Source organism: Xanthomonas sp. WHRI 7945, from assembly GCF_035026585.1.
Genome location: NZ_JAYIQP010000005.1, coordinates 129,506 through 153,940, shown reverse-complemented (window position 1 = coordinate 153,940; position 24,435 = coordinate 129,506). Strand labels below are relative to the sequence as shown.

At 68.9% G+C, this 24,435-nt stretch carries 12 protein-coding genes and 1 tRNA gene; 1 reads left to right on the top strand and 12 read right to left on the bottom strand.

Annotated features, from left to right (window positions below; genetic code table 11):
• Window positions 1–25: 25 nt before the first annotated feature.
• Together folK and pcnB are read right to left on the bottom strand one after the other, a co-directional pair.
• Complete coding sequence (gene folK, locus VDQ83_RS06180) at window positions 26–538, bottom strand: 2-amino-4-hydroxy-6-hydroxymethyldihydropteridine diphosphokinase (protein ID WP_455434235.1); 513 nt, start codon at window positions 536–538, stop codon at window positions 26–28.
• On the bottom strand, window positions 535–1,878 hold the full coding sequence (gene pcnB / locus VDQ83_RS06175; protein ID WP_263398126.1) for a polynucleotide adenylyltransferase PcnB: 1,344 nt from the start codon (window positions 1,876–1,878) through the stop codon (window positions 535–537). Before pcnB ends, folK begins: the two co-directional genes overlap by 4 nt.
• 103 nt (window positions 1,879–1,981) lie before the next feature.
• Here pcnB and VDQ83_RS06170 point away from each other — a divergent pair.
• Window positions 1,982–2,056 (top strand) — tRNA-Glu (locus tag VDQ83_RS06170).
• 191 nt (window positions 2,057–2,247) lie between these two features.
• On the opposite strand, the gene VDQ83_RS06165 is transcribed toward VDQ83_RS06170, so the two are convergent.
• From VDQ83_RS06165 to VDQ83_RS06120, 10 genes are all read right to left on the bottom strand, one after another.
• Entirely contained in the window at window positions 2,248–3,678 is a 1,431-nt protein-coding gene (locus VDQ83_RS06165; protein ID WP_455434234.1) for a sugar porter family MFS transporter, read from the bottom strand.
• Window positions 3,679–3,768: 90 nt separating this feature from the next.
• Window positions 3,769–5,109, bottom strand: a complete 1,341-nt coding sequence (gene xylA / locus VDQ83_RS06160) for a xylose isomerase (protein ID WP_455434233.1) — start codon at window positions 5,107–5,109, stop codon at window positions 3,769–3,771.
• Window positions 5,110–5,148: 39 nt separating this feature from the next.
• Window positions 5,149–6,642, bottom strand: coding sequence for a xylulokinase (xylB, locus tag VDQ83_RS06155; RefSeq protein WP_455434232.1), 1,494 nt, complete (start codon window positions 6,640–6,642; stop codon window positions 5,149–5,151).
• A complete protein-coding gene (locus tag VDQ83_RS06150; RefSeq protein WP_455434231.1) occupies window positions 6,639–9,047 on the bottom strand; it encodes a glycoside hydrolase family 95 protein in 2,409 nt (802 codons plus the stop codon). Before VDQ83_RS06150 ends, xylB begins: the two co-directional genes overlap by 4 nt.
• 37 nt (window positions 9,048–9,084) lie before the next feature.
• Entirely contained in the window at window positions 9,085–11,979 is a 2,895-nt protein-coding gene (locus VDQ83_RS06145; protein WP_455434230.1) for a TIM-barrel domain-containing protein, read from the bottom strand.
• 53 nt (window positions 11,980–12,032) lie between these two features.
• Complete coding sequence (locus VDQ83_RS06140) at window positions 12,033–13,757, bottom strand: DUF5597 domain-containing protein (RefSeq protein WP_455434229.1); 1,725 nt, start codon at window positions 13,755–13,757, stop codon at window positions 12,033–12,035.
• A gap of 17 nt (window positions 13,758–13,774) precedes the next feature.
• Window positions 13,775–15,646 carry a sialate O-acetylesterase gene (locus VDQ83_RS06135; RefSeq protein ID WP_455434291.1) on the bottom strand — a complete coding sequence of 624 codons (1,872 nt, stop codon included), beginning with the start codon at window positions 15,644–15,646 and terminating at the stop codon, window positions 13,775–13,777.
• A gap of 165 nt (window positions 15,647–15,811) precedes the next feature.
• Complete coding sequence (locus VDQ83_RS06130; RefSeq protein ID WP_455434228.1) at window positions 15,812–18,079, bottom strand: WD40/YVTN/BNR-like repeat-containing protein; 2,268 nt, start codon at window positions 18,077–18,079, stop codon at window positions 15,812–15,814.
• A 104-nt stretch (window positions 18,080–18,183) separates the two neighbouring features.
• On the bottom strand, window positions 18,184–20,916 hold the full coding sequence (locus VDQ83_RS06125) for a TonB-dependent receptor (protein WP_455434227.1): 2,733 nt from the start codon (window positions 20,914–20,916) through the stop codon (window positions 18,184–18,186).
• A 376-nt stretch (window positions 20,917–21,292) separates the two neighbouring features.
• Entirely contained in the window at window positions 21,293–24,145 is a 2,853-nt protein-coding gene (locus VDQ83_RS06120) for a TonB-dependent receptor (protein WP_455434290.1), read from the bottom strand.
• Window positions 24,146–24,435 lie beyond the last annotated feature (290 nt).

Genomic DNA, 24,435 nt, shown 5'->3' with positions numbered 1-24,435 from the left:
ATGCGGTGCGGTGATAAGCCGGGCATTATCTACCGATTGCCACGATCCCGTCGGTTTCGATGCGGTCGCGTATGTCACGCACCGTTCCATGGCCGGGGACCATGGCGTCGGCCGCGATCTCGGCCAACGGCAGCAGCACGAAACCGCGCTGGTGCAGGTAGGGATGCGGCACCTGCAGCCCGGGCAGGTCGATCACCGCCTCGGCGTACAGCAGCAGGTCCAGGTCCAGGGTGCGCGGCCCCCAGCGCTCGCCGGCCGTGCGCTGGCGGCCGTGGCGGCCTTCCAGCGCCAGCAGCGCCTGCAGCAGTTCGGGCGCCGACAGCGCGGTGCTCAGCACGGCGGCGGCGTTGATGAAGTCCGGCTGCGCTTCATTGCCCCAGGCCGGGCTGCGGTACAGCTGCGAGGCGCGCAGCAGGCGGGTGTGCGGCAGCGTGTCCAGCGCGGCGATGGCCGCGCGCAGGGTCGCGGCCGCATCGCCGAGGTTGCCGCCCAGGCCGATGCAGGCCTGCACCGGCGCGGCGGAAAGCGGCTCGTTCACTCGGCCGGGGCGGCGGCATCCGGACGCCGGCGCCGGCGCCGGCGGCGCTTGGGGGTTTCCTCGCTGTCGGCCGGGGCCATCGCCACCTCGTCGCCGACGTAGTCGATCTCCGGGTCGAAGCCGCGCGGCGGCGGCGCATAGCCGGGCTGCTGCTGCAGTTCGCGCCAGTAGGCGATGTCGGCCTCGTGCTCGGCCGAGGCCGACTGGCGCAGGATCAGGAAGTCGAACGCGGCGCGGAAGCGCGGGTGCGACAAGGTCCGCACCACCCGCTTGCGCTGGCGCGAGGTGAAGCGCGACTGCAGCAACCAGATCTCCTGCATCGGCAGCGAGAACCGCCGCGGCAGCGCGACCGTGCTCAGCTGGTGCAGGGTCACCCGGTCGGCGGCGCGGCGCTGCGCCTCCTCCAGCTGCATGCCCTGCTTCTGCAGCGCCATCAGCGCGCGGCAGTAGGCCGGCCACAGCAGCAGCGCGAACAGGAACGCCGGCGACACCGGCTCGTCGTTGGCCACCCGCGCATCGGTGTTGCGCAGGCCCTCGATCAGCATCCGCCGCAGCGCGCCGCTGCGGTTGGAGGCGAGCGCCGCCGCGCTCTCCGGGAACAGCGCGGCGAGCAGGCCGTAGCGCTCCAGGCCTTCGAAGCTGGCCACGCCGTCGCCGGACAGGAACAGCTTCAGCACTTCCTCGAACAGCCGTGCCGGCGCCGCTTCGGCCAGCAGCCCGGCCAGGCGCGGGATCGGTTCGGCGGTGGTCGGCTCGATCTCGAAATCCAGCTTGGCGGCCAGGCGCACCGCGCGCAGCATGCGCACCGGGTCTTCGCGGTAGCGCTGCTCGGGGTCGCCGATCATGCGCATCAGCCGCGCCTGCACGTCGGCGAAGCCGCCGGTGTAGTCGCGCACCGAGAAATCCTCGATCGCGTAGTACAGCGCGTTGCAGGTGAAGTCGCGGCGCACCGCGTCGTCCTCGATGCTGCCGTAGACGTTGTCGCGGACCAGGCGACCGTTGTCGAGCTCGCGGTCGCCGCTGCCGTCATCGACGTTGGCGCGGAACGTGGCCACCTCGATGATCTCGCGGCCGTAGACCACGTGCGCCAGGCGGAAGCGGCGGCCGATCAGGCGGCAGTTGCGGAACAGCTGCTTGACCTGTTCGGGGGTGGCGTCGGTGGCGACGTCGAAGTCCTTGGGCTGCAGCTCGACCAGCAGGTCGCGGACCGCGCCGCCGACCAGGTACGCGCCGAAGCCGGCTTCGCGCAGCCGGTACAGCACGCGCAGCGCATTGGGACTGATGTCCTTGCGCGAGACGTTGTGCTGATCGCGCGGGATCAGCTGCAGAGTGAACGGCACAGGAACTGGCGGGTTGATGATGGCGCTTCCGTATCGAGTTGCGGGATTGCCGGCGGGCGGCTAGCCCCATATACTAGCGCCCTGCAATCGATGCGACCAACCTGCTCCCTTCGTCTAATGGTTAGGACGTGGCCCTCTCAAGGCTAAAACAGGGGTTCGAGCCCCCTAGGGAGCACCATCGCCGCCTCGCCTGCAGTGAAAACCACAAAAGCCCCGCATCCGCGGGGCTTTTGCGTTGTGCGGCCGGCCGATGCGGCGCCCCCTCACTAGACGAGGCACCGCGCTGCGAAACCGGCCGTGGCCGCGATCCGCCCCACCGGCGGCCGTTTCGCCCGGCACCGGCGCGGCCTGGGCCGCGCCGGCGCGGACTCAGCCCTGCATCTGCTCCAGCTCGCGACCCTTGGTCTCGTACACATACTTGAGCACGAAGAACACCGAGATGAACGCGGCCACGGTGTAGATGCCGTAGGCGCCAGCCAGGCCGATGCTGCCGAGCAGAATCGGGAACGACACGGTGATGGCGAAGTTCGAGGTCCACTGCGCCGCGCCCGCCACCGCCAGGCCGGAGCCGCGGATCTGGTTGGGGAACATCTCGCCCAGCATCACCCACATCACCGGGCCCCAGGACATGTTGAAGAAGATCACGTAGACGTTGGCCGCGATCAGCGCCAGCCGGCCCATGCCCGGCGACATCGCCAGCTTGCCGGCTTCGTCCAGCGAGGCGCTGGCGAAGGCCAGCGTGACCAGCGCCAGCGACACCGCCATGCCGGCCGAGCCGACCCACAGCAGCGGTTTGCGCCCGATCTTGTCGATCAGCATCACCGTAATCAGGCAGGCGCCGATGCTCAGCGCGCCGGACAGCACGTTGATCAGCAGCGAGTCGCTTTCGGAGAAGCCCACCGCCTGCCACAGCACCGCGCCGTAGTAGAACACCACGTTGATGCCGACCAGCTGCTGGAAGGTGGCCAGGCCGATGCCGATCCACACGATCGGACGCACCTTGCCGGTGACCTTGCTGACCAGGTCCGACAGCTTCGGCTTGTGCTGGTCGGCCGCCAGCGAGGCGGAGATCTCGGTCAGCTTGGCCTGCGCTTCGCGCGGGCCGTAAAGCTTGGTCAACACCACCAGCGCGGCGTCGCGGCGGCCCTTGACCACCAGGTAGCGCGGGCTCTCCGGGATCGCCAGCAACAGCAGCAGGAACACCAGCGAGGGGAACGCCTGCATCCAGAACATCCAGCGCCACGCGGCCTGGCCCAGCCACAGCGGCTCGGTCGAGGCGCTGGCCAGCTTGACCAGCAGGTAGTTGCTCAGGAACGCGGTGAACAGGCCGCTGATGATGGCGATCTGCTGCACCGTGGCCAGCCGACCGCGATAGCGCGCCGGGGCGACCTCGGCGATGTACGCCGGCGACATCACGCTGGCCGCGCCGACCGCGAAGCCGCCCATGACCCGGGCGAAGACGAAGAACAGGGAGCTGTGCGCGGCGCCGGCGCCGATCGCCGACAGCAGGAACAGCACCGCGGAGATGATCAGCACCGCGCGGCGGCCGAGCCGGTCGGCCAGCCAGCCGGCGAAGAACGCGCCGAACGCGCAGCCCAGCAGCATCGAGGCGACCTCGAAGCCGGTGCCGGCGGCGCTGGAATGGAAGGTCTGCTTGAGGCCGTCGACGGTGCCGTTGATCACGCCGCTGTCGAAGCCGAACAGGAACCCGCCGATGGTGGCGACGCAACTGATGAGGATGATGAGACGCGTGTTCTCGCCTGCGCCATCGGCGTGGCGGTCTAGGGATACGCTGGACATTGAGTCACCTGGTGTCGTGCAGAAAGGAGAACGGCCATCGCGGGAAGAGACGGCACGGCCGGCGGTCACGCGACCGCCGGCCGTCGCGCATCAGCGGATCAGGTACTGGTTGATCAGGTTCTCGTAGGCTTCCTGGCGGCCGCTGGCCTGCTTGGGCGCGCCGGCCTTGGCCGCGTGCGCCGCCAGGTCCGCCAGGGTGCTGCTGCCGGCCGCGAACGCCGCGCCGGCGCCGCTGTCGAAGCTGCTGTAGCGCTCGGCGCGCCACTGCTCCAGCGGCGAGGACGTCAGCAGCGCATGCGCAACCTCCAGCCCGCGCGCGAACGCGTCCATGCCGCCGATGTGCGCCAGGAACAGGTCCTGCGGATCGGACGACTCGCGCCGCACCTTGGCGTCGAAGTTCAGCCCGCCCGGCGCCAGCCCGCCCTGCCGCAGCACCACCAGCATCGCCCCCACCGTGTCGTACAGGTCGGTCGGGAACTGGTCGGTGTCCCAGCCGTTCTGCGGATTGCCGCGGTTGGCGTCGATGCTGCCCAGCAGGCCCGCATCGGACGCCACCTGCAGGTCATGCTCGAAGCTGTGGCCCGACAGCGTGGCGTGGTTGGCCTCGATGTTGAGCTTGAAGTCCTGGTCCAGCCCGTGCTGGCGCAGGAAGCCGATCACCGTGGCGCTGTCGAAATCGTACTGGTGCTTCATCGGCTCCATCGGCTTGGGCTCGATCAGGAAATTGCCGGTGAAGCCGATGCTGCGGCCGTAGTCGCGCGCGATGGTGAGGAAGCGCGCCATGTTGTCCTGCTCGCGCTTCATCTGCGTGTTGTGCAGGCTGGCATAGCCTTCGCGGCCGCCCCAGAACACGTAGTTCTCCCCGCCCAGCTCCACCGTGGCGTCGAGCGCGGCCTTGACCTGCACCGCCGCGCGCGCGACCACGTTGAAGTCCGGGTTGGTCGAAGCACCGTTCATGTAGCGCGGGTGCGAGAACAGGTTGGCCGTGCCCCACAGCAGCTTGATGCCGGTGTCGGCCTGGCGCTGCTTGGCAATGCCGACCATGTGCTGCAGATTCTTCTCGTACTGGCCGACGTCGTCGGCGTCCGGCGCCAGGTCGATGTCGTGGAAGCAGTAGTACGGCACGCCGAGCTTGGTGAAGAACTCGAACGCCGCATCGGCCTTGGCCTCGGCGCGGCCCAGCGCATCGCTGCCGGCGTCCCACGGATAGGCGCGCGTGCCCGGCCCGAACGGATCGGCGCCGTTGCCGCAGAAGCTGTGCCAGTACGCCACCGCGAAGCGCAGGTGCTCGGCCATGGTCTTGTCGCCGATGCGCTTGGCCGCGTCGTAGACCTTGAACGCCAGCGGGTTGTCCGAGGCCTTGCCTTCGAACGCGATGCGGCCGATGCCCGGGAAGTATTCCTTGGCGCCGATGTAGACGGAGTTGCTCATGACGAAATCCTGGTGTGCGTTTGCGGGGGAAAGTGTGGGTCAGCCGGCGTAGAGCGGGCCAATGGCGTGCAAGTGTTTCAGGAAGGTCTGGTAGTGCGCCTGGTACTGCGCGCCGCGTTGCGGATCCGGCTGCGCGGACAGCGCGGCCTCGTCCTGCTGGTGCTGCAGCACCACCTCGGCCAGGCTGGCGCGGTCGCCCTGCGCGTGGCCGTCGGCCCACAGCGCCTGCAGCGCGGCGCCGAATGCGGCGCCCTCGGCCTGCGCCGGCACGTGCACCGGCAAGCCGAACAGGTCGGCGATGAGTTGCCGCCACCCTGCACTCTTGCTGCCGCCGCCGGTGACATAGATCGAGTCGAACGCCAGCCCGGCATCGACGAAGGCGTCATAGCCGTTGCGCAGGCTGTAGGTCGCGCCTTCCATCGCCGCACGGTAGAAATGCGCCGGGGTGGTGTTGTGCAGGTCCATGCCGGTCATGCAGCCACGCGCGGCCGGCAGGTTCGGGGTGCGCTCGCCGTTGAAGAACGGCAGCAGCACCAGCCCGCCGGCGCCGGGCGCGGTGGCGTCGAGCAAGGCCTCGCCCTGCCCGGTCTTGATCCCGAACAGGCGCGAGATGGTCTCGGTGGCCACGGTGCAGTTCATCGTGCAGATCAGCGGCAGCCAGCCGCCGCTGGACGAGCAGAACGCAGCCCAGCGCGCGGCATCGTCGACCACCGGCCGGTCGGCGTACGCGAACAGCGTGCCGGAGGTACCCAGGCTCATCGTCAGCCGCCCGGGCACCACGTTGCCGGTGCCGATCGCGGCCATCATGTTGTCGCCGCCGCCGGTGGCCACGCGCACCTCGGGCGGCAGTCCCAGGGTCTGCGCCGCCGCGGCGGACAGGGCGAAGGTGGTCTCGGTCGGCACCAGCGGCGGCAGCGCTGCGGCCAGGTCGCGCTGCGGATCGATCGCCTGCAGCAGCGGCGCCGACCATTGCCGGGTGCGCACGTCCAGCCAGCCGCTGCCGGAGGCGTCACCGAACTCGGTGTAGCGCTCGCCGGTCAGCCAGAAATTGACGTAATCGTGCGGCAGCAGCACCGAGGTCATGCTGGCGTAGGCCTCGCTGCGGTGCTTGCGCGTCCACGGCAGCTTGGAGGCGGTGTAGCCGGCCAGGATCGGGTTGCCGGCCAGTTCCACGCAGCGCTGTTCGCCGCCGGCGGCCTGCATGATCTCCTCGCACTCGCGCTGGGTGCTGGTGTCGCACCACAGCTTGACCGGCGCGGTCACCTGTCCTTGTGCATCCACCGGCACGAAGCCGTGCTGCTGGCCGGACACCGAAATCGCGCGCACCTGCGCGCGCTGCTCGGCGCTCAGCGCGGCGAAGCAGGCGACGATGCCGTCGATCCACCACTGCGCCTGCTGCTCGCGGGTGCCGTCGTCGCGGCTGATCAGTTCCAGCGCGTGGCCGTGCGTGGCGACCACGCGGCGGCTGTCCGCATCGTAGGCCAGCAGCTTGACGCTCTGCGTGCCGACGTCCAGGCCGATGTACAGACTCATTGCCGCACCAGCCGATCGTTGCGCAAACCCAGTTCCATCGTCGCTCCAGGGGAAAGGTCGGCGGTCAGGGTCTGCCCGCCGTAGACCAGAGTGTAGTGCCCGCCGCGGTCGCTGCTCAGCCGCGCATGCTGCAGGCGGCCATCGCGCCACGCCAGATCGACGCCGGCCGCGCCGCGCACGCGCAATCCGCGCACCTCGCCGCGCGGCCAAGCCTGCGGCAGCGCCGGCAACAGCCAGATGCTGTCGCCCCAACTCTGCAGCAGCATTTCGGTGATGCCGGCGGTGCCGCCGAAGTTGCCGTCGATCTGGAACGGCGGATGCGCGTCGAACAGATTCGGGTAGGTGCGCTCGGGCGACAGCAGCATCGCCAGAATACGATGCGCGTGCTCGCCGTCGTGCAACCGCGCCCACAGGTTCAGGCGCCAACCGATGCCCCAGCCGGTAGCGCTATCACCGCGGATCTGCAAAGAGCGCCGCGCCGCGGCGGCCAACTCCGGGGTGTCGCGCAGATTGATCTGGCTGGAGGGATGCAGCGCATACAGGTGCGAGACGTGGCGATGGTGGATTTCCGGGGCCTGCATGTCCCAGTCCTGCTGCCATTCCTGCAGTTGCCCGGCGCGGCCGATCCGGTCCGGCGGCAGCTGCGCGCGCAGTTCGGCCAGGCGCGCGCCGAAGGCCGCATCCACGCCCAGCAGCTGGCCCATTTTGATGCACTGCGCAAAAAGATCGCGCAACAATTGCGCGTCCATCGCCGGTCCGGCGCACAGTGCGGCACCGAACGGATGCTGGTTCTCCGGCGACAGCGACGGGTTGGTCACCATCGCGCCGGTGTGCGGATCGCGCACCAGGGTGGCGACGAAGAACTCGGCCGCGCCCTTGAACAGCGGATAGATGCGTCGCAGGTAGGCGCGGTCGCGGCCGTAGTCCCAGCGGTCCCACAGCTGCTGCAGCAGCCACACCCCGCCCATTGGCCACAGGCTCCACTTCACGCCGTCGATCGGTCCGGCCTGGCGCCACAGGTCGGTGTTGTTGTGCACCACCCAGCCCGGCGCGGCGTACATCGCCCGCGCGGTGCGGGCACCGGTTTCTGCCAGATCGAACAACATGGATTCCAGCGGCTCCACGCATTCGTGCAAGGCGTTGGCTTCGCTGGGCCAGTAGTTCATCTGCGTATTGATGTTGATCGTGTACTTGCTCTCCCACGGCGGCTGCATCAGGTCGTTCCAGATGCCCTGCAGGTTGGCCGGCTGGCTGCCCGGCCGCGAGCTGCTGATCAACAGGTAGCGGCCGTACTGGTGGTAGAGCGCGGCCAGCGCCGGATCGTTGCCCTCGGCGAAGCGCTGCACGCGTTCGTCGGTGGGCAGCTGTGCGGCGTCGCTGCTGCCCAGGTCGATCGCGACCCGGCGGAACAGCCGCCGGTGCGCGGCCAGGTGCCGTTCCAGCAATTGCGCGTAGGGCAATGCGGCCGCCTTGCGCAGCTGCGCGGCGCTGAGCGCGAGCGGATCGCCGCCGACGTCGTCGTAGCGGCGGTAGCTGGTGGCCGCGGTCAGCAGCAGCACCACCTCGTCGGCGCCTTCGATGCGGATCCGCCCGCGTTCGATGCGGGTCTGGCCGCCAGTGGCCTGCGGCAGCACGCGCAACGCAAAGCGCAGCCCGCCCTCGATGCCGGCGAATCCGGCGTTGCGCCCGGCGTACAGCAGCGCGCCCTGCTCGTCGCTGACCTCGCCCGCCTGCGGACTGTCGATGCCGATGCGCAGCGAGATGCGGCCGGGTTTGTCGCAGGACAGCCGCACCACGATGCACTGTTCGGTCGACGAGACGAACACCTCGCGCAGGTGGGTGGCGCCGCCGGAGGCGAAGCGGGTGCTGGCCAACGCCGTGTCCAGGTCCAGTTCGCGCCGATAGCCGTCGATGCCGTCGGCACGGTCGTAGTCGAGCAGCAAATCGGCCAGCGGCTGGTACGGCATCTGCTTGCGCGGGCGCGACAGCATCTTCGCGTCGGCCAATGCCTCGGCCTCGGCGTAGCGGCCGGCGAAGATCAACGCACGCACTTGCGGCAGCGCCGCCAACGCCTCCGGCGAAGTCGCGTCGTAGGGCTGGCCCGCATACAGCGTGTCTTCGTTCAACTGCAGGCGTTCGTGGGCGATGCCGCCCCACACCATCGCACCGAGCCGGCCGTTGCCGACCGGCAGCGCCTCCACCCACTGCGTGGCCGGGCGCGGGTACCACAGGGTCAGCGCGGCAGGATCCGCAGGCGCTGCCGCAGTCGCGGCCGCGTCCCCGGCCGCCGACGGTGTGCGCTCGGCGGCCGGGGACGCGCCGGCCGCGACCGGCACGGACAGCCCGGTCACCAGGCCGGCGCCGATCGCCTTGCACAGTTCGCGGCGGGTCAGCGCGATGCTCATCCTGCCTCCCCGCGCGGATGGGCGTACGCCGCGGGCATCACTTCGCCTTGCCCTTGCGCTTGGCGCCCTTCGCCGCCTTGCGCGCCACGCTCAGGCTCTTGCCGCTGTACTGCACGCTGGCGTCGGCCTTGGGCTCCAGCGCACCGGTCTCCTCGCGCACGCCGTCGACGAAGCGCACGTTGATGGTGCGCTTGGCCTGCATGCCCGGCCAGTTGCCCTGGCGTGCGCCGATGGTCAGTACGCCCTTGGCCTGGTTCCAGCTCAGCGGAATGCGGCTGAACTCGCCCTTCTCGTAGCCATAGCCCTTGCCGTCGTCCTCGTACAGCGAGAACTGGCCGTCGGCGCCGGTGTAGACGACCACGGTCAGCGGCGCGTTCGGCACTTCGTCCACGTATTGCTGCACGGTGGTGGTGGGCACGATGGAACCGGCGCGCACGAACAGCGGCATGCGCTGCAGCGGCGCGGCGGCATCGATGCGCTGGCCGCCTTCGTAGCGCTTGCCGCTGTTGAAGTCGATCCACGAGGTACCGGCCGGCAGGTAGACCTGGCGCGAGGTGGCGCCGAAACGGGTCACCGGCGCGACCAGGAACGCCGGCCCGAACAGGTACTGGTCGTTGATGTCGGCGACCTTGGGATCGTTGGGGAAATCCATCGGCAGGCCGCGCATCATGCTGCCGTCGCGATGGTAGGTGTCGCCGGCCAGCGTGTAGATGTACGGCAGCAACGCATAGCGCAGGCGGCTGTAGTACGCCATGCTCGCGTAGTACGGGGTGCCTTCCGGGGCGATGTTCCAGATCTCGCGGAACGGGAACTGGCCGTGCGAGCGGAACAGCGGCACGAACGCGCCGAACTGGAACCAGCGCGTGTTGAGTTCGCGCCATTCCGCCTGGTGCGCCGGCTCCTGGTCCTCGTAGCGCTTCTCCACCGCGAAGCCGCCGATGTCGAAGGTCCAGTTCGGCAGGCCCGACATGGAGACGTTGACGCCGGCGGAGATCTGGTCGCGCATGTCGTCCCAGCGCGAGACGATGTCGCCGCTCCACACCGCCACCGCGTTGCGCTGGGTGCCGGCATAGCCCTTGCGCGAGAGGATGAACACGCGCTTGCCGTCGGCGGCGCGGTCGCCCTCATAGACGCCATGGGTGTGCGGCAACGGGTAGGAATTGAAGAACTCGGTGGACGGGCCCAGCGCGGTCGGCGTGGTGCGCGCCTTGCGCTCGCCGATGTCCAGGTTGGAGTGCACGTCCGGCTCGTCGGCGTCCATCCACCACGCGTCGAAGCCCTTGCTGTTGAGCTTGTCGTTGATCTGCCGCCAGTAGATCGCCTGCGCGTCGGCCGAATACGGGTCGTAGAACGAGTTCTTGTAGCCCTTGCCGATCCAGTCCAGCTCGCCAACCTCGACGTTGCGCTTGTACATGTGCCCGGCGGCGTCGAGTTCCTTGTAGTTGGCGGTGGTCGGATAGAACTTGGGCCAGATCGAGATCATGATCTGCGCGTGCATGTCGTGCACCGACTTGACCATGCCGTCCGGGTCCGGGAAATGGGTCTTGTCGAAGTCGTGCGAACCCCACGCGTTCTCCGGCCAGTACGACCAGTCGAGCACAATGTTGTCGATCGGCAGCTTGCGCTTGCGGTACTCGGCCAGCGCGCCGACCAGTTCGTCCTGGCTCTTGTAGCGCTCGCGGCTCTGCCAGAAACCGTAGGCCCACTTCGGCAGCAGCACCGCCTTGCCGGTCAGTTCGCGGTAGCCGGCGATGACCTGGTCGGCGTCGGCGCCGGCGACGAAGTAGTAGTCGATCATCTGCCCGGCCTCGGACCACAGCGACAGGTCCTTGGCTTCGGCCGCTGGCAACGGGTCGCGGTGCAGCAGCGCGATGTAGCTGGGGTCGATCAGGTCCCATTCGACCTTGACCTTGTGGCGCTGGCCCGGCTGCAGCGCGAGGGTGAATTCGTTGTGCCACGGGTTCCAGTTCTGGCGCCAGCGGTCGACCACCAGCTTGCCGTCCACATACAGCTTGGCGTACTCGCTGGCGTACAGCGAGAAGCTGTGCTCGCCGCCGCTCCTGGCTTCGATCTCGCCTTCCCAGGTGACCTGCATGCGGCTCTTGTCGCTGGGCTTGGCCTTCTTCGGGAACTTGCCCAGGTCCTTCAGGTACTGGTAGTTGAGCTCTTTTTCGCGGCGCTCCAGCACCTGCTTGCCGTTGACCGAATAGCGCGCGGTCAGCGCGCCCGGCTTGCCCTTGGCGTCGTACAGCTTCAGCGACGCCGGCAGCGGCTGCAGACCGCGCGGGTCGCCCATGCGGGTGATCGAATTGTTGTCCCACAGGATGCCGTAGTTGCGGCTGGACACCAGGTACGGCACCGCCAGGTCGATATTGCTCTGCAGCAGCTCGACATTGCGGCCTTTCTGGTTCATCCAGCCCTGCTGGTGCTGGCCGAAGCCGTAGAAGGCCTCGTCGTCGGGCGAGGCGAAGCGCTGGCGCGTGCTCAGGTAGGACTTGCCCTCCACCTTCAGCGGCGCGAAGCTGCGCCCGCCGGCCACTTCCGCCAGCAGCGGCTTGCCGCTGGCATCGGCGAAGCTGACGTGGCCGTCGACGGTGGATACCTGCGCGGTGACCTTGGCGGTCTTGACCCGCACCGTGCCGCCCTGCTCGTCCAGCTGGAACGCGGTATCGCCCTGCACCGGCACCCGCATCAGGCTCGGGGTGCGCTTGAAGTCGCCGTCCGGATCGGCGCTGACGCGGATGATGCCGCTGTCCACCACCTGCAGGCGCACCGGCGCGGCGCCCTTGGCGCTGGGACGCACGGTGACGCCGTCGGCGTCCTTCTTCACTTCCTGCGCGTGGGCGCCGGCGGCGAGCACCGCCAGCGACAGGGCCAGCAGGCGCGGCAGCGGCTTCAGCGCCAGGCGGACGGGACGGTTCGAGTTGTGCATGTTCACTCCCTCTGTAGCGGATGACGGTGCCGCACGCTGGCGGCGCCGAGGTGTCAGTAGGTGGCCAGCGTGATCTTCAGCAATTGCGGCCTGTCGGAGAAATTGACCCCGTAGTCGGTCTGGTCGCCGTTCCAGTTGCGCTGGAACCGCCACTGTTCGCCATCGTAGAAGCCTTCCTCGACGCGGTCGTAGACCATGTTGGCGGTGGCCTCGCTGGCCGGATGCAGGGTCACCCGCACGTGGTAGCCGGTGACCAGGAATTCGTCCGGGCCCAGCTCGGCGATCAGCGCCGCACCGCTCGGCTCGGGGTTGCCGGGCGGCGTGCCCTTGAACCAGAACTGCGGCACGCCGTAGGTGATGGTCGCGCTCCAGCGCTCGTTGAGCCGCAGCTCCTGCACCGGCTGGCCCGGCTCCTCGGCGGTGCCGTGCAGCTTGCCCTGCGAGGCGGCCTTGGCGAACGGGCGCATGCCCAGGCTCACCGACTTGAAGCCCAGCGCGAACGGCGCCATGGTCGGCTCGTCCACGGTCTTGGCGCCCAACGGCCAGTTGGAATACCCGCTGTAGTCGATGCCGAAGGTGGACCAGCCGATGCCGTCGTGGCCCAGCGTCGGGTACAGGTAGCGCGCGTACTCCGGGCGGTTGCCGGTCTCGGCCACGAACAGCGCGTTGTCCGGGCGCGCGTAGCGTTCCAGCACCGTGGTGTACATGCGGTACTCGGGCATGTAGATGTCCGGGGCCAGCAGGTCGATGTGCGGCGCGGCCGCCTTCCAGACGTCGAGCACGTTGTCGGTGGGGCCGCCGCTGGCGTACTGGCCCGGCTGGCCGGGATTGAACGGACCGCGCAGCGCCGCGTTGACGTACATCGGCAGCGGGTACTCGGCCTTGCCGGCCGCGGCCACCTGGTCGATGAAGCGGCCGATGTGCCAGGCATGGAAGAACTCGTCGGCATCGGCGCCGAACACCTGCGCCCAGGTGCCCGGCTGCTTGCCCAGTTTCTGCAGCAGCGCCTCGGGCACCGGACCGTCGAAGGCCTGCTGCGCCAGCGGCGAGAAGTCGCGCACGCTGCCGTAGGTGCCGGGCTCGTTCTCCGGCTGCACCATGATCACGGTGCGCTGCGGGTCGGCCTGCTTGAGATGCTTCATGAAGGCGACGAAGGCCTTGCGGTCGGCCTCCAGCGTGGCCGGCGCCAGCGGCGACAGCGAGCCGATGTGCTTGCCGTCGCGGGTAACCACGCGCGGGAAGCGCGCGTTGTCGGTCTTGACCCAGTGCGGCGTGTAGGCCGGGCCGTTGTTCTTCCAGGTGCCGAACCACAGCAGCACCAGCCGCACCTTGCGCTCGCGCGCCTGCGCCAGCAGCGTGTCGACGAAGGAAAAGTCGAATTTGCCCTCCTCCGGCTCCACCTGCTCCCAGGCGATCGGCACCTGCACGGTGTTGGGACCGAGGAACTGCATCGCCGGCCATACCTGTTCCAGCGCCGCCGGGTAGTTGCTGGAATTGTTGACCTGCGCGCCAAGGATCAGGAACGGCGCGCCGTCGACCAGCAACGTGTGCTTGCCGTCCTTGCTGACGAACTGCGGGATCGGCGCCTGTTGGGCCGGCGCAGGCGCAGGTGCCGGCGCGGCGCCGGACCTGGCCGCGGGCGCGCCGGCGGCATCGGCGGCGGCGGGCGGCGCGGGTTGGTCGGACTGGCATGCGGCCAGCGCCAGCGACAGCGCGCAGGCCAGCAGCGGACGCCAGCGCGGGGCGGCTGCGCGAGTGCGCGGAACGGGGGATTTCATGCGGTCAGCACTCCGTGTCACCAGGTGTCGGTTCGGAAAGGGGAAACAGGCAATTGTTCGCGATTGACCAGGTTGGCCTCGGCCGGGTTCTCGCTCCAGGCGTAGCGCACTGCCTGCGGCTGCGCCACCTCGGCGCTCTCGACCAGCACGCGGTCGCCGTCGATGCGCGCCTGCGCCGGATGGAAGCGGCGATCTGCGCCGGCGACGCTGAAGCCGCGCAGCGGGCCGCCGCCACGCACCGCCAGCGCGCTGCCCATCGGATCGAACCGCAGCCTCGCCGTGCGCCCATCGAATTCGGCGCGTTGCAGCGTCGGCGCGCTGTAGACCAGCGCTTCGCCGTAGGCGACGTGGCGCGCGACCAGCGCCAGGCGATGGCCGACGTCCTGCTTGTTGGTCGGATGGATGTCGCCCGGCTCGCCGATGTCGATGGTCACCGCCTGCGCGGTCGCCGGCAGCGCCAGGGTCTTGGACTGCGACTCGCGCAGCAGCGCCCACGGACTGAGATCGCCCTTGTCGGCGCCAGCGCGGAAATTGGCCAGCTGCACCCACAGGAACGGCAGCTGCGGCTGTCCGCGTTCGGTGCGCCAGTGCCGGATCATCGCCGCGAACTGCTCGCGGTAGCGCAGCGCGCCGCCCGCGTTGGCGTTGCTCTCGCCCTGGTACCAGATCACCCCCTTGAGCGGGAACGGCTGCAGCGGATGGATCATGCGGTTGTACAGCAGCGTCGGCTGCTGGTTGCGGCTGTCGTCCAACGCCACCACCACCTTGGCCGGACGGAATGTCCAGCCCTGCAGCGGGCGCCGGTCGCCCTCGCCCGCCTGCACGAAGCGCTCGGCGTCGTCGCCGTGCAGGCCGCCGCCGCCGCTGAGGTCGGTGACCCGCACCGCGACATGGTTGACGCCGGCCTGCAGCGCCGTCGCCGGCACGCGATACACGCGCGGCAGGTTCCATTGCTTTTCGGTCTGCCCGACCGGCTGGCCGTTGACGTAGGTGACATCCGAATCGTCGATCTGGCCGACGCCCAGGGTGACGCCGGCCTTGGCTTCGGCGGCGCTGAGGGTGAACGAGGTGCGGTACCAGGCGATGCCGTCCATGCCGTCGTAGCCGCTGGCTTCCCAGTTGCGGTCGACCGGGATGCGGTCCCAGTCGCTGTCGTCGAGGTCGGCCGCGCGCCACGCCTCGGCGCCGTCCTGCACCGCCGGCCAGCGCGCGATGCGCTGCCGCACCGCGGCCAGGGTGCGCGCATCCCTGGCCTTCATTTCGGCGACGCTGCGTGCGGTCTGCGTCGCATCCATGCCCAGTGCGGATGCGTCCATCCACGCCTCGATCGCGCTGCCGCCCCAACTGCTGTCGACGATGCCGATCGGCACGCCGGTGCGCTGGCGCAGTTCGCGCGCGAAGAAATAGCCCACCGCGGAGAACGCGCCGGCGTTGTCCGGCGTGGCGGCTTTCCACTCGCCGCCGGCCAGTTGCCGTTCCGGCTGCGCCGACCACGACTTGGGGATCTTGAAATGGCGCAGTTGCGGATCGGCGGCCGCGGCCACTTCGCGCGCACCGTCGCGCGCCTGCGCCAGCGGCCACTCCATGTTGGACTGGCCGCTGGCCAGCCACACGTCGCCGACCAGCACGTCGCCGATGCGGCGCCGCGCACCGTCGCCCTCTACTTCCAGCACGTACGGGCCGCCGGCCGCATGCGTCGGCAGCTGCGCCTGCCAGCGCCCGTCGCCGGCGGCGACGGCGCTCGCCGCGGCGCCGTCCAGGCGTACCTGGATGCGCGCGCCGGGCGTGGCCCAGCCCCACACGCGCATCGGCACATCGCGCTGCAGCACCGCGCCGTCGGCGAACAGCAAGGGCAGTTCCAGCTTCGCCCAGGCCGATGCAGGCAGCATCGCCAGCGCCAGCGCGGCCAGCCATTTCGCAGTGGACAGAGGGAGGGTCATGACGTCGATCCTGTGCTGTTCGAGACGGAGGGATGCGGACGCGGCATCGCCACGCCCGCGCGCCGGCAGGCGTCGTTGCTCGCCGGCCGCGCCATCAGGCCGCTGTGCCGCCGACTATCGCGCATCGCCATAGAAGATGCCTCGGCCACCGGTGGCGAAGTAGACGCGGCCGATCACGCGCGGGTCGCCGGTGACGGCATAGGGACGGCCGAAGCGGTGCGCGTCGTCGTCGATGCGCCGCCAGCGCCGGCCCTCGTCCTCGGAGCGGAATAGCCCGCTGACGCCATCGACATTGCCGGCGAGGAACAGCATCGGCGGCGCGCCGTCGCGCGGCGCGCGGCCCAGGCCCAGCGAACGCGCCTCCACCTTCGCCAGCACCGCGAGCGCGCCGTGTTGCCAGCGCATCACGCCGTGGCTGGGGCTGGCCAGGTACACCACGCCGGCGCGCAACGGGTCCGGGCGCAGCTGCGGGCGGGTGCGCTCGGCGTCCGCCGGCACGCCGATCCCGACGCCGCTGTCGCGGAACCGGCGACCGCCGTCCTCGCTCAGATAGAAGCGCCCGCTGGCCGCATCGACCGCGTACCAGCGCTGCGCATCGACGCGGTCGGCTTCGATCAGCAGGGTGCCGGAGGAACCTTCCACCCGTTCCCAGTGCCGGCCCCAGTCGTCGCTGGCCCAGGCGCTGCCGCCGTTGCGCGGCGACCAGATCACGCGGCTGCCGTCGGCGTTGATGGCGATATGCCCGGCGCCCTCGCCCACCGGCGGTTCGCTGGCGAATGCGCTCCAGCTGGCGCCGCCATCGCGCGACCAGGCGGCACGGACCTCGCCGTCGCGCCGCTCGCGCAGCGTGCCGCTGCGCACCACCAGCTGCGGCGCCTGGCCAGCGGCATCGATGCTCTCGCCGTTGGTCAGCCGCGGCCCGGCGAACTGCGACTGCGCGCGGTCCAGCGTATCGTGGCGGAAACCGTCGATGTCGCCGAGCGCGCTGAGCAACGGCGCACCCTGCGCCGGGCTGAGCAGGTCCAGCGGCACCGTCTCCTCCAGCCCGGCGTCGGCGAACCACCACTGCACCACGCCCTCGGCCGCATCGAACGCGCGCAGGTTGCGCGAGGCCCAGACCCCGTAACCGGTGACGAACCAGGCGCGATCGCTGTCGAACGGATCGATGGCCAGCGACGCCATCCAGTGCGGGCGGGCCTGCGCCGTCCACGGTGCGGTGTCGTGGGCGAAGCGCGAGCGCGGGAACAGCGGCGCCCAGCGGCGTCCGCCGTCGGTGCTGCGGTAGATGTCGTCGCCCGGCGTGTAGCGGCGGAAGGTGCTGGCGATCAGCGTCTGCGGCTGGCGCGGATCCACCGCCACCGCGCCCCAACCGAAGCCCGGCCCGGCATGCGGCTGCGGCACCGGGCTGATGTCGGTCCAGCGCTGCGCGGCCGGCTCGTATTTCCAGACCGCGCCGTCGGCCATCAGGTCCGGGCCCGGCTGGTCGCCGTAGCTGAGGTAATAGATGCCGTCGCTGGAGCGCACCATGTGGCTGGGACGCAATCCGGTGGGCTGCCCAGGCACCGGCTGCCAGCTACGCCCGCCGTCCTCGGACACGAACACGCTGCGCTCCTGCGTGGACACGCCGACGTAGATCCGCTGCGAAGCGCCGCCGCCGGCGGCGCTGGCAGGGTCGAACACGACGAAGGCGATACCGACCTGCTGGCGGCGCCCGGCGTGGTTGACCGCGCTGGCGGCCGCGCTGGTGGCGACTGCCGGAAAGGACGTCACCCGCTGCCAGTGCACACCGCGGTCGTCGCTGCGCCACAGCCCGGCATCGCGCGAACCGAGCAGCAGCACACGGCCATCGTTCGGATCCACCGCCAGCCGTTCGCCATTGCCGCGGCCCAGTTCGTTGCCGCCCAGCTTGAACGGCAGCTCGGTGCGCGCGAAGCTGCGCCCCTGGTCGTGCGAACGCAGCAACGCGGCATTGCCGGCGCGCGGGTGCAGGTAGGTGCCCGCGGCCAGGTACAGCGCCTGCGGATCGTGCGGATCGATCGCGAACGCGTCGATGCCCATCAGGTTCTGGTCGTCGGCACCGAGCCAGTCGGTCAACGCGACCCAGTGCGCGGCCGCCGCATCCCAGCGGTACGCGCCGCCGACGTCGGTGCGCGCATACAGCAGGCCCTGCTGCGCCGGATGGAACAGCAGGCCGGAGACGAAACCGCCGCCGCCGATGGCGACGCTGCGGAACTGGTACGGCAGCGGCGCCGCGGCGAGCGCCGGCAAGGCGCTCCACAACAGCGCCAACAGCAGCAGCGTCGGCCATGCCGAGCACGGCCGCACCGAGCGCTGCAACGTGCCCGGCAACGCATCAGGTTTCAGCACGCGATGTTGCCGCATCGTGCGTTGCGCTCCGATTGCAGCCGACGGCGAGGCCATCGGCAGGAACTCCCCCGCCCCGGGCGCGCGCGGCGCCGGAGCGGAGGACCGTGCCTGCGCCGTCCTCAGAAGCTGGCGCGCAGGGTCAGGCCGTAGCGACGGTCGTTGATGACGAAGTCGCGGTAGCGCGATTCCACGCCCAGGTAGCTCTCGTTGCGGGTATCGAGCAGGTTGACCCCGTCCACCGACACCGACCACACATCGTCGATGTTGTAGCGCACCGACGCGTCCAGCTGGCCGAAGCCCTTGTTGTAGACCGGCAGGTTGCCGGTGCCGTTGCCGGCCGTGGTCACCAGCCAGTCGCTGCGCCAGTTGTAGGCCACGCGCGCCTGGAAGCGCGACAGCTCGTAGCTGAGGATCAGGTTGTAGCTGTTCTTGGACAGCCCCTGCAGCGGCACCGTCAGCGCCTGGCCGTTGGTGTCGGTGGCGGTCGGGCTCGGCGCCTCGCTGTCGACGTAGGTGTAGTTGGCCTGCAGGCCGAAGCCGCTCATCCAGCCCGGCAGGAAATCGAAGAACTGCGTATAGCCCAGTTCCGCGCCCTTGATCCGGCCGTCCTTGCCGTTGACCGGGCGGGTGATCTCCCAGGTCTGGCCGCCATAGACTTCCTCGAACACAGCCTCGGCGATGAAGCCTTCGACCTTCTTGTAGAAGACCGTGCCGTACATCATCGAGCCCTTGCCGAAGTACCACTCCAGCGCGGTGTCGAACTGGTCGGCCTTCATCGGCGCCAGGTCCGGATTGCCGGCCGACCCGGTGCGCCGGGTCACGCCGTCGCCGCCGGTGGCTGTACCCAGGCTCAGGTTCGGGTTGAGCCGGTTGAGGTCCGGGCGCGAGATGCCGCGCGAGGCGGCGAAGCGCCACTGCAGGGTGTCGGTGAGCATCCAACGCAGGTTCAGGCTCGGCAGCACGTCGGTGTAGGTCTGCTGCACGTCCACCGGCAGCAGCCCGCCACCCTCGGCGTCGGTGCCGGTGCGCACGCCCTGCGAATCGACCTTGGTACGCACGATGCGGATGCCGATGTTGCCGTCGAACGGGATCGCGCCATCGTCCACGCCGAAGCGCAGCACGCCATAGGCGGCGTAGGTCTTCTCGCCCTGGCTGTTGATGTTGTTCGGCGCGAACACCAGCGGCGAGGCGCCGAACAGCGCCAGTGTCTGCTCGTAGTTGCCGACCAGTGCATCGGAAGCGGTCAGCGTCGGGCCGAACGCGCGCGAATCGCCGCGGAAGAAGTCGGTGATCGGGTTCTGCACCAGCTCCGCGTCCGGATACTGCGAGAACGGCGCACCGATCGGCATCCAGCGCCATACGTTGCCCTTGTTCTCCGCATCGCGGTCGGTGTAGCGCACGCCGGCCTTGAAACTGCGCGCGAAGCTGTCGTCGAACGCCAGGTCCATGTCCGAGCGCCAGGCGAACTCGGTGGCCTCGTTGTCGTCCTGGTTGTCCAGGTGGAACTTCCAGCCGCTGTAGTTGGCCGCGTCGGCCAGGTAGCCCTGGTTGCCGCTGGCGTCGGTCACCGACAGCCGCGGCAGGTCGCCGCGGAAGTCGATGGTGTAGAGCGGCACGCTGGCCATGCCGGTGCCGACGATGTAGCGGGTACCCTTGGTGGTGGCGTCGATGTACTGGAAATCGGTGCTCAGGGTCAGGTTCGGGGTCACCGTCCACTTGGCGCCCAGCGAATAGTCGGTGGTCACCGACTTGCGCCGGGTCAGGCTGGTGTTGGAATCGGCCGGGGTGTTCTGGAAGGTGCCGCTGACGAACTCGTTGCGGTCGTTGACCACGATGTCGTCGAAGCCCTGCATCGGGTCCTGGCCGCTGTAGGCGAAGAACGAATAGTCGTGCCAGCTGAAGTCGTAGTCCGAGCGCAGCACCTGCGCGGTGACCTCGACGTCGTCGTTCGGCCGCCACTGCAGCGCGAACGCGCCGGTCTTGCGCTTGCGCTCGCCGACCGTGGTGTTGATGCCGGCGCCGTGCGGCACCGAGATGCCCTGCCCTTCGTAGCCCGGCAGATCGGTCTGCGTGTACCACGGCTCGACCGAGATCGTGTCCTGGCGGAACGGGCTGGTCTGCTGCGAATAGTTCACCAGCAGGCCGATCTCGCCGATGCCGGTCTGCCAGCGGTCGCTGTACATGCCCGAGAACGCCGGCTTGCTGTCGTCGGCCAGGTCGTAGTGGTTGTACTGCACGCTGCCGGCGATCTTGCGTGCGTCGTAGTCGAACGGCAGGCGCGTGCGCAGGTCGACGGTGCCGCCCAGGCCGCCTTCGATCATGTCGGCGGACGGGTTCTTGTAGACGTTGACGCCGGCCAGCAGTTCGGCCGAGACGTCCTCGAAGCTCAGCCCGCGGCCGTCGTTGGCGGTGAAGATGTCGCGGCCGTTGAGCTCGGTGCGGACCTGGGTCAGGCCGCGGATGGCGATGCTGCTGCCCTCGCCGTAGTTGCGCGCGATCTGCACGCCGGAGATGCGTTGCAGCGCCTCGGCGACGTTGTTGTCGGGCAGCTTGCCGATGTCCTCGGCCACGATCGAATCGACCAGTTGCTCGGAATTCTGCTTGACCAGCTGCGCCTTGGTCACGCTGCTGCGGGTACCGCTGACCTGCACGGTGTCCAGCTGCGTGGTGGCATCGTCGGCCTGCGCAGGCGGGGCCTGCTCGGCTTGCTGGGCCTGCGCGGCGGATGCGGCGACCAGCGCGGCGACGGCCAGGGCGATCGCGGAACGGCGCACGCCGCGGTCGGAAACAACACGGGTAGAACGGAGCGCCACGGTCCGCGCAAGCGGACAATGGCTATGAGACGCTGACATGGTGCTTCCCTCCCAGGACACATGTGCAAACGGGTTCGGCAATCGCGCCAAGGGCGACGTCGCCGTGTCTGATTGTGCGGACGCACCTGCTTGATGGGTGCTGGCCGCAAGTCCGGCGCGACGGGGTGCCGCAGCGCGCATGCGATCCAAGAAGATCACGACTCGGTCACGAGAATAGGGGCCCGTAGACATGCCATCCAATGAAATATTCACAGTTAGCTATACGTTTTCCACATACGAAACGCCGGTGCGTCTGTGAATCGCGGCATCCGCCGCTGCGCCGGCGTCTCCCGCCGGCTGCGACGCCGGCGCCGCCACAAAAAAGCCCGCATGCTCAGCGCATGCGGGCCGAGGGAAACGCCTTGGCTGGCGTCGCTTACCAGTTGGCGCGCAGCACCAGCGAATAGCGGCGGTCGTTGACGAACCAGCTGCGCGTGTACAGGTGGTTGTCGACTTCGCCGTCGGCATAGGAAGTCGGCCCCATCAACACCTTGGTCACCGTATTGGTCAGGTTGTTGGCCTGGATACCGAGCTGCAGGTGCGGGGTGAAACGATAGAACGCCGAGGCGTCGAGCTGGCCGTAGTCGTCCGACCAGGTCGGCAGCTTGGTCGCCACGTCGCTGGCGGTCAGCAGGTAGCGCGAACGCCAGTTGTAGGCCAGGCGCACCGACAGCGGTCCCTTCTCGTAGATCCCGGCAAAGTTGTAGCTGCGCCGCGACAGCCCTTCCAGCGGCAGGCTCACCCCGGTGACCGTGGTCTGGGTGTAGGGATCGGTCGCCGAATTCACGCCACCGCTGCTGTCCACGAAGGTGAAGTTGGCATTGACGCCGAAGCCGCTCAGCCAGCCTGGCCAAGAGTCGAAGAACTGCGTGTAGCCGTATTCGAACCCGCGGATGCGGCCCTTGGCCATGTTGTACGGCCGCGTCACCAGCCAGTCCTGGCCACCGTAGTTCTCGGTGGTGGTCTGGGTGGAGAAGTAGTCCTTGACGCTCTTGTAGAACAAGGTCAGGTACATCATGTCGCTGGTGTCGAAATACCATTCCAGCGCGGTGTCGTACTGGTTGGCCTTCATCGGCTTGAGGTTCGGATTGCCCGCGGTGCCCGTCCACTTGGACACCGTGCCGTCGTCCTCGGTGGTCGCTTCCAGCAGCAGATACGGCTGCAGTTGGGTGTAGTCCGGACGCGCCATCGCCTTGGACGCGGCGATGCGCCACTGCAGCGCATCGGAGAACTTGAAGCGCATGTTGAAGCTCGGCAACACGTTGGTGTAGCTGCCCTGCGCGTTGTTGGGGAAGAACTGGCCGGTGTACTGCGCCTTGAGCGCGTCCGACGCTGCGGTGGCCGACAGGTCGGGGAACTGGCCGTAGCCGGTCGCCTCGGTCTTGGTCTGCACGATGCGCACGCCGACGTTGCCGTCCACCGGCACGCCCAGCGCCTCGTCGTTGCCGAAGTACAGCACCGCGTAGGCCGCCTGGGTACGCTCGAACTGGCGGTTGGTGTCCTGCAACTGGTACTGGTCCGGCGCCCAGCCCCAGCCGCGCAGCGCCACCAGTTGCTCGATCAGCTTGGAGGTGCCGGCATAGTCCTTGACCGCGGCATTGGTGGGGAAGTACAGGCTGTTGGGCACGCTGATCTTGCCGCGGAACAGGCTCGAGTACGAATACAGCTGCGAGGACGCGGGCGAGTAGTTGGCCAGGTCGGCCAGGCCGGTCCCGTTCGCGGTACCGGGAATCATCGCCCAGTTGTCGCTGATCACGCCCCAGTTGTAGCCGGAATTCTTGTTGGTCTGGGTACGGTCGGTGGCGCGGATGCCGGCGCGGAAGCTGCGCAGCCACGGATTGTCGTCGTAGGTGTATTCCAGGTCGAAGCGCGTGGCCAGTTCGCGGCCGCGGTTCTTCGCCAGGTGGTCCATCGCCGCGCTCCAGAAATAGTTGGAGGGGTCGGAGGTATAGCCGGTGTCGGCGATCGACACCGCCGGGTACTTGCCGCTCAGGTCGAAGTTCAGACCCGGCAGGTAGATCGAGCTGAACAGAGTGAAATCCAGTGCATCGCTTTCCGACCGCACCAGTTGCATGTCGCCGCGCACGGTGAGGTTGCTGGTGAGCTTGTGGCTGAAGCCGCCGGACAGGTCGGAGGTGGTGGTGGTCTGCTGCGCGTAGCGGTTGTCGGTGTAGAAGCGCACGCCATCGTTGCCGGTGATGTTGCCGCGCCAGGAACTGGACACCGGCGAGCCGCTGACGAAACGGCCATCGGCGTCGTAGGTGAAGGTGCTGCCGGGCGCGGGACTGACCGCGTTGGTGTCGTCGTTGAAGAACGCCGCGCGCTCCTGCCAGTTCATGTCGTAGGTGGAGCGCATGTACTGCACGTAGATCTCGGTGTCGTCGCTGGGCCGCCACTGGAACGCTCCGGCCACGCCCTTGCGCTTGCGTTCGAAATCCAGCTGCCGCCAGTTGACGCCGCCGGGCACGTAGACCTTGTCGAAATCGGTGCCGGCCAGCAGCGCCGGATCGGTACGGCGCACGAACGGCTCCACCTGGATGCCGTCGCTGCGGGTGGCCAGTTCCGAATAGGCCAGGTCCAGCATCAGCCCCATCTCACCGACGCCGGTGTTCCAGCGATCGCTGATCAGGAACGAACCGGACGGCTTGTAGGTCTTGCTGAAGTCGCCGTAGTTCTCGTCGGCGGTGAAGCCGATCACCCGGCCCGGCTGGTCGAACGGCATGCGCGTGCGCAGGTTGACCGTGCCGCCGAGGCCGCCTTCGATGATCTCGGCCGAGGGGTTCTTGTACACGTCCACGCCAGCCATCAGTTCGGCCGGCACGTCCTCGAAGCTGAGTCCGCGGCCGCTGGCGGCGCTGAAGCTGTCGCGGCCGTTGAGTTCGCCGCGCACCTGGGTCATGCCGCGGATCATCACGCCGCTGCCTTCGGCGGAGAAGTGGTCCGGGTCGTTGCGCGCCATGAAGTGGTCGATGGTCACGCCGCTGACCCGCTGCAGGGTCTCGGTGACGCTGCGGTCGGGCAGCGCGCCGATGTCCTCGGCGCTGACCGAATCGACGATCTGCTCGGCATCATGCTTGATCGTCTGCGACTTGATCAGGCTGGCGCGCACGCCCTTGACCTCGACCGCGTCGAGCTGGGTCACCGGATCGGCGCCCTGCTTCCTGGTGGCATTGTCGGCGTCCTGCGCCAGCGCTTGCGCGCTCAGCAGCACGCAGATGCTCAGCGCCATGGCCGAGCGACGCAACACGCGGGTACTGCGAACCGCTGCGGTCGGCGAGGCCGGACCACGGTAATGACGCGATGACATGACGCTTCCCTCCCAGGAGACATGCATACACGGATGACGGCTGCGCAAGCGCGACGTCCTTCAGGTTGTGACGGCGGCGCGCCATGGCCCGCTGCCGTATCGCTCGCGCCGGTGCGCCCCCGGTGGATTGGGTGGCGCGACCCGATCTGGTCACGATCGGCCGAGCCTAGGAGTGGCTTCCACGTCAAACAAATGAAATATTTACACCAAGC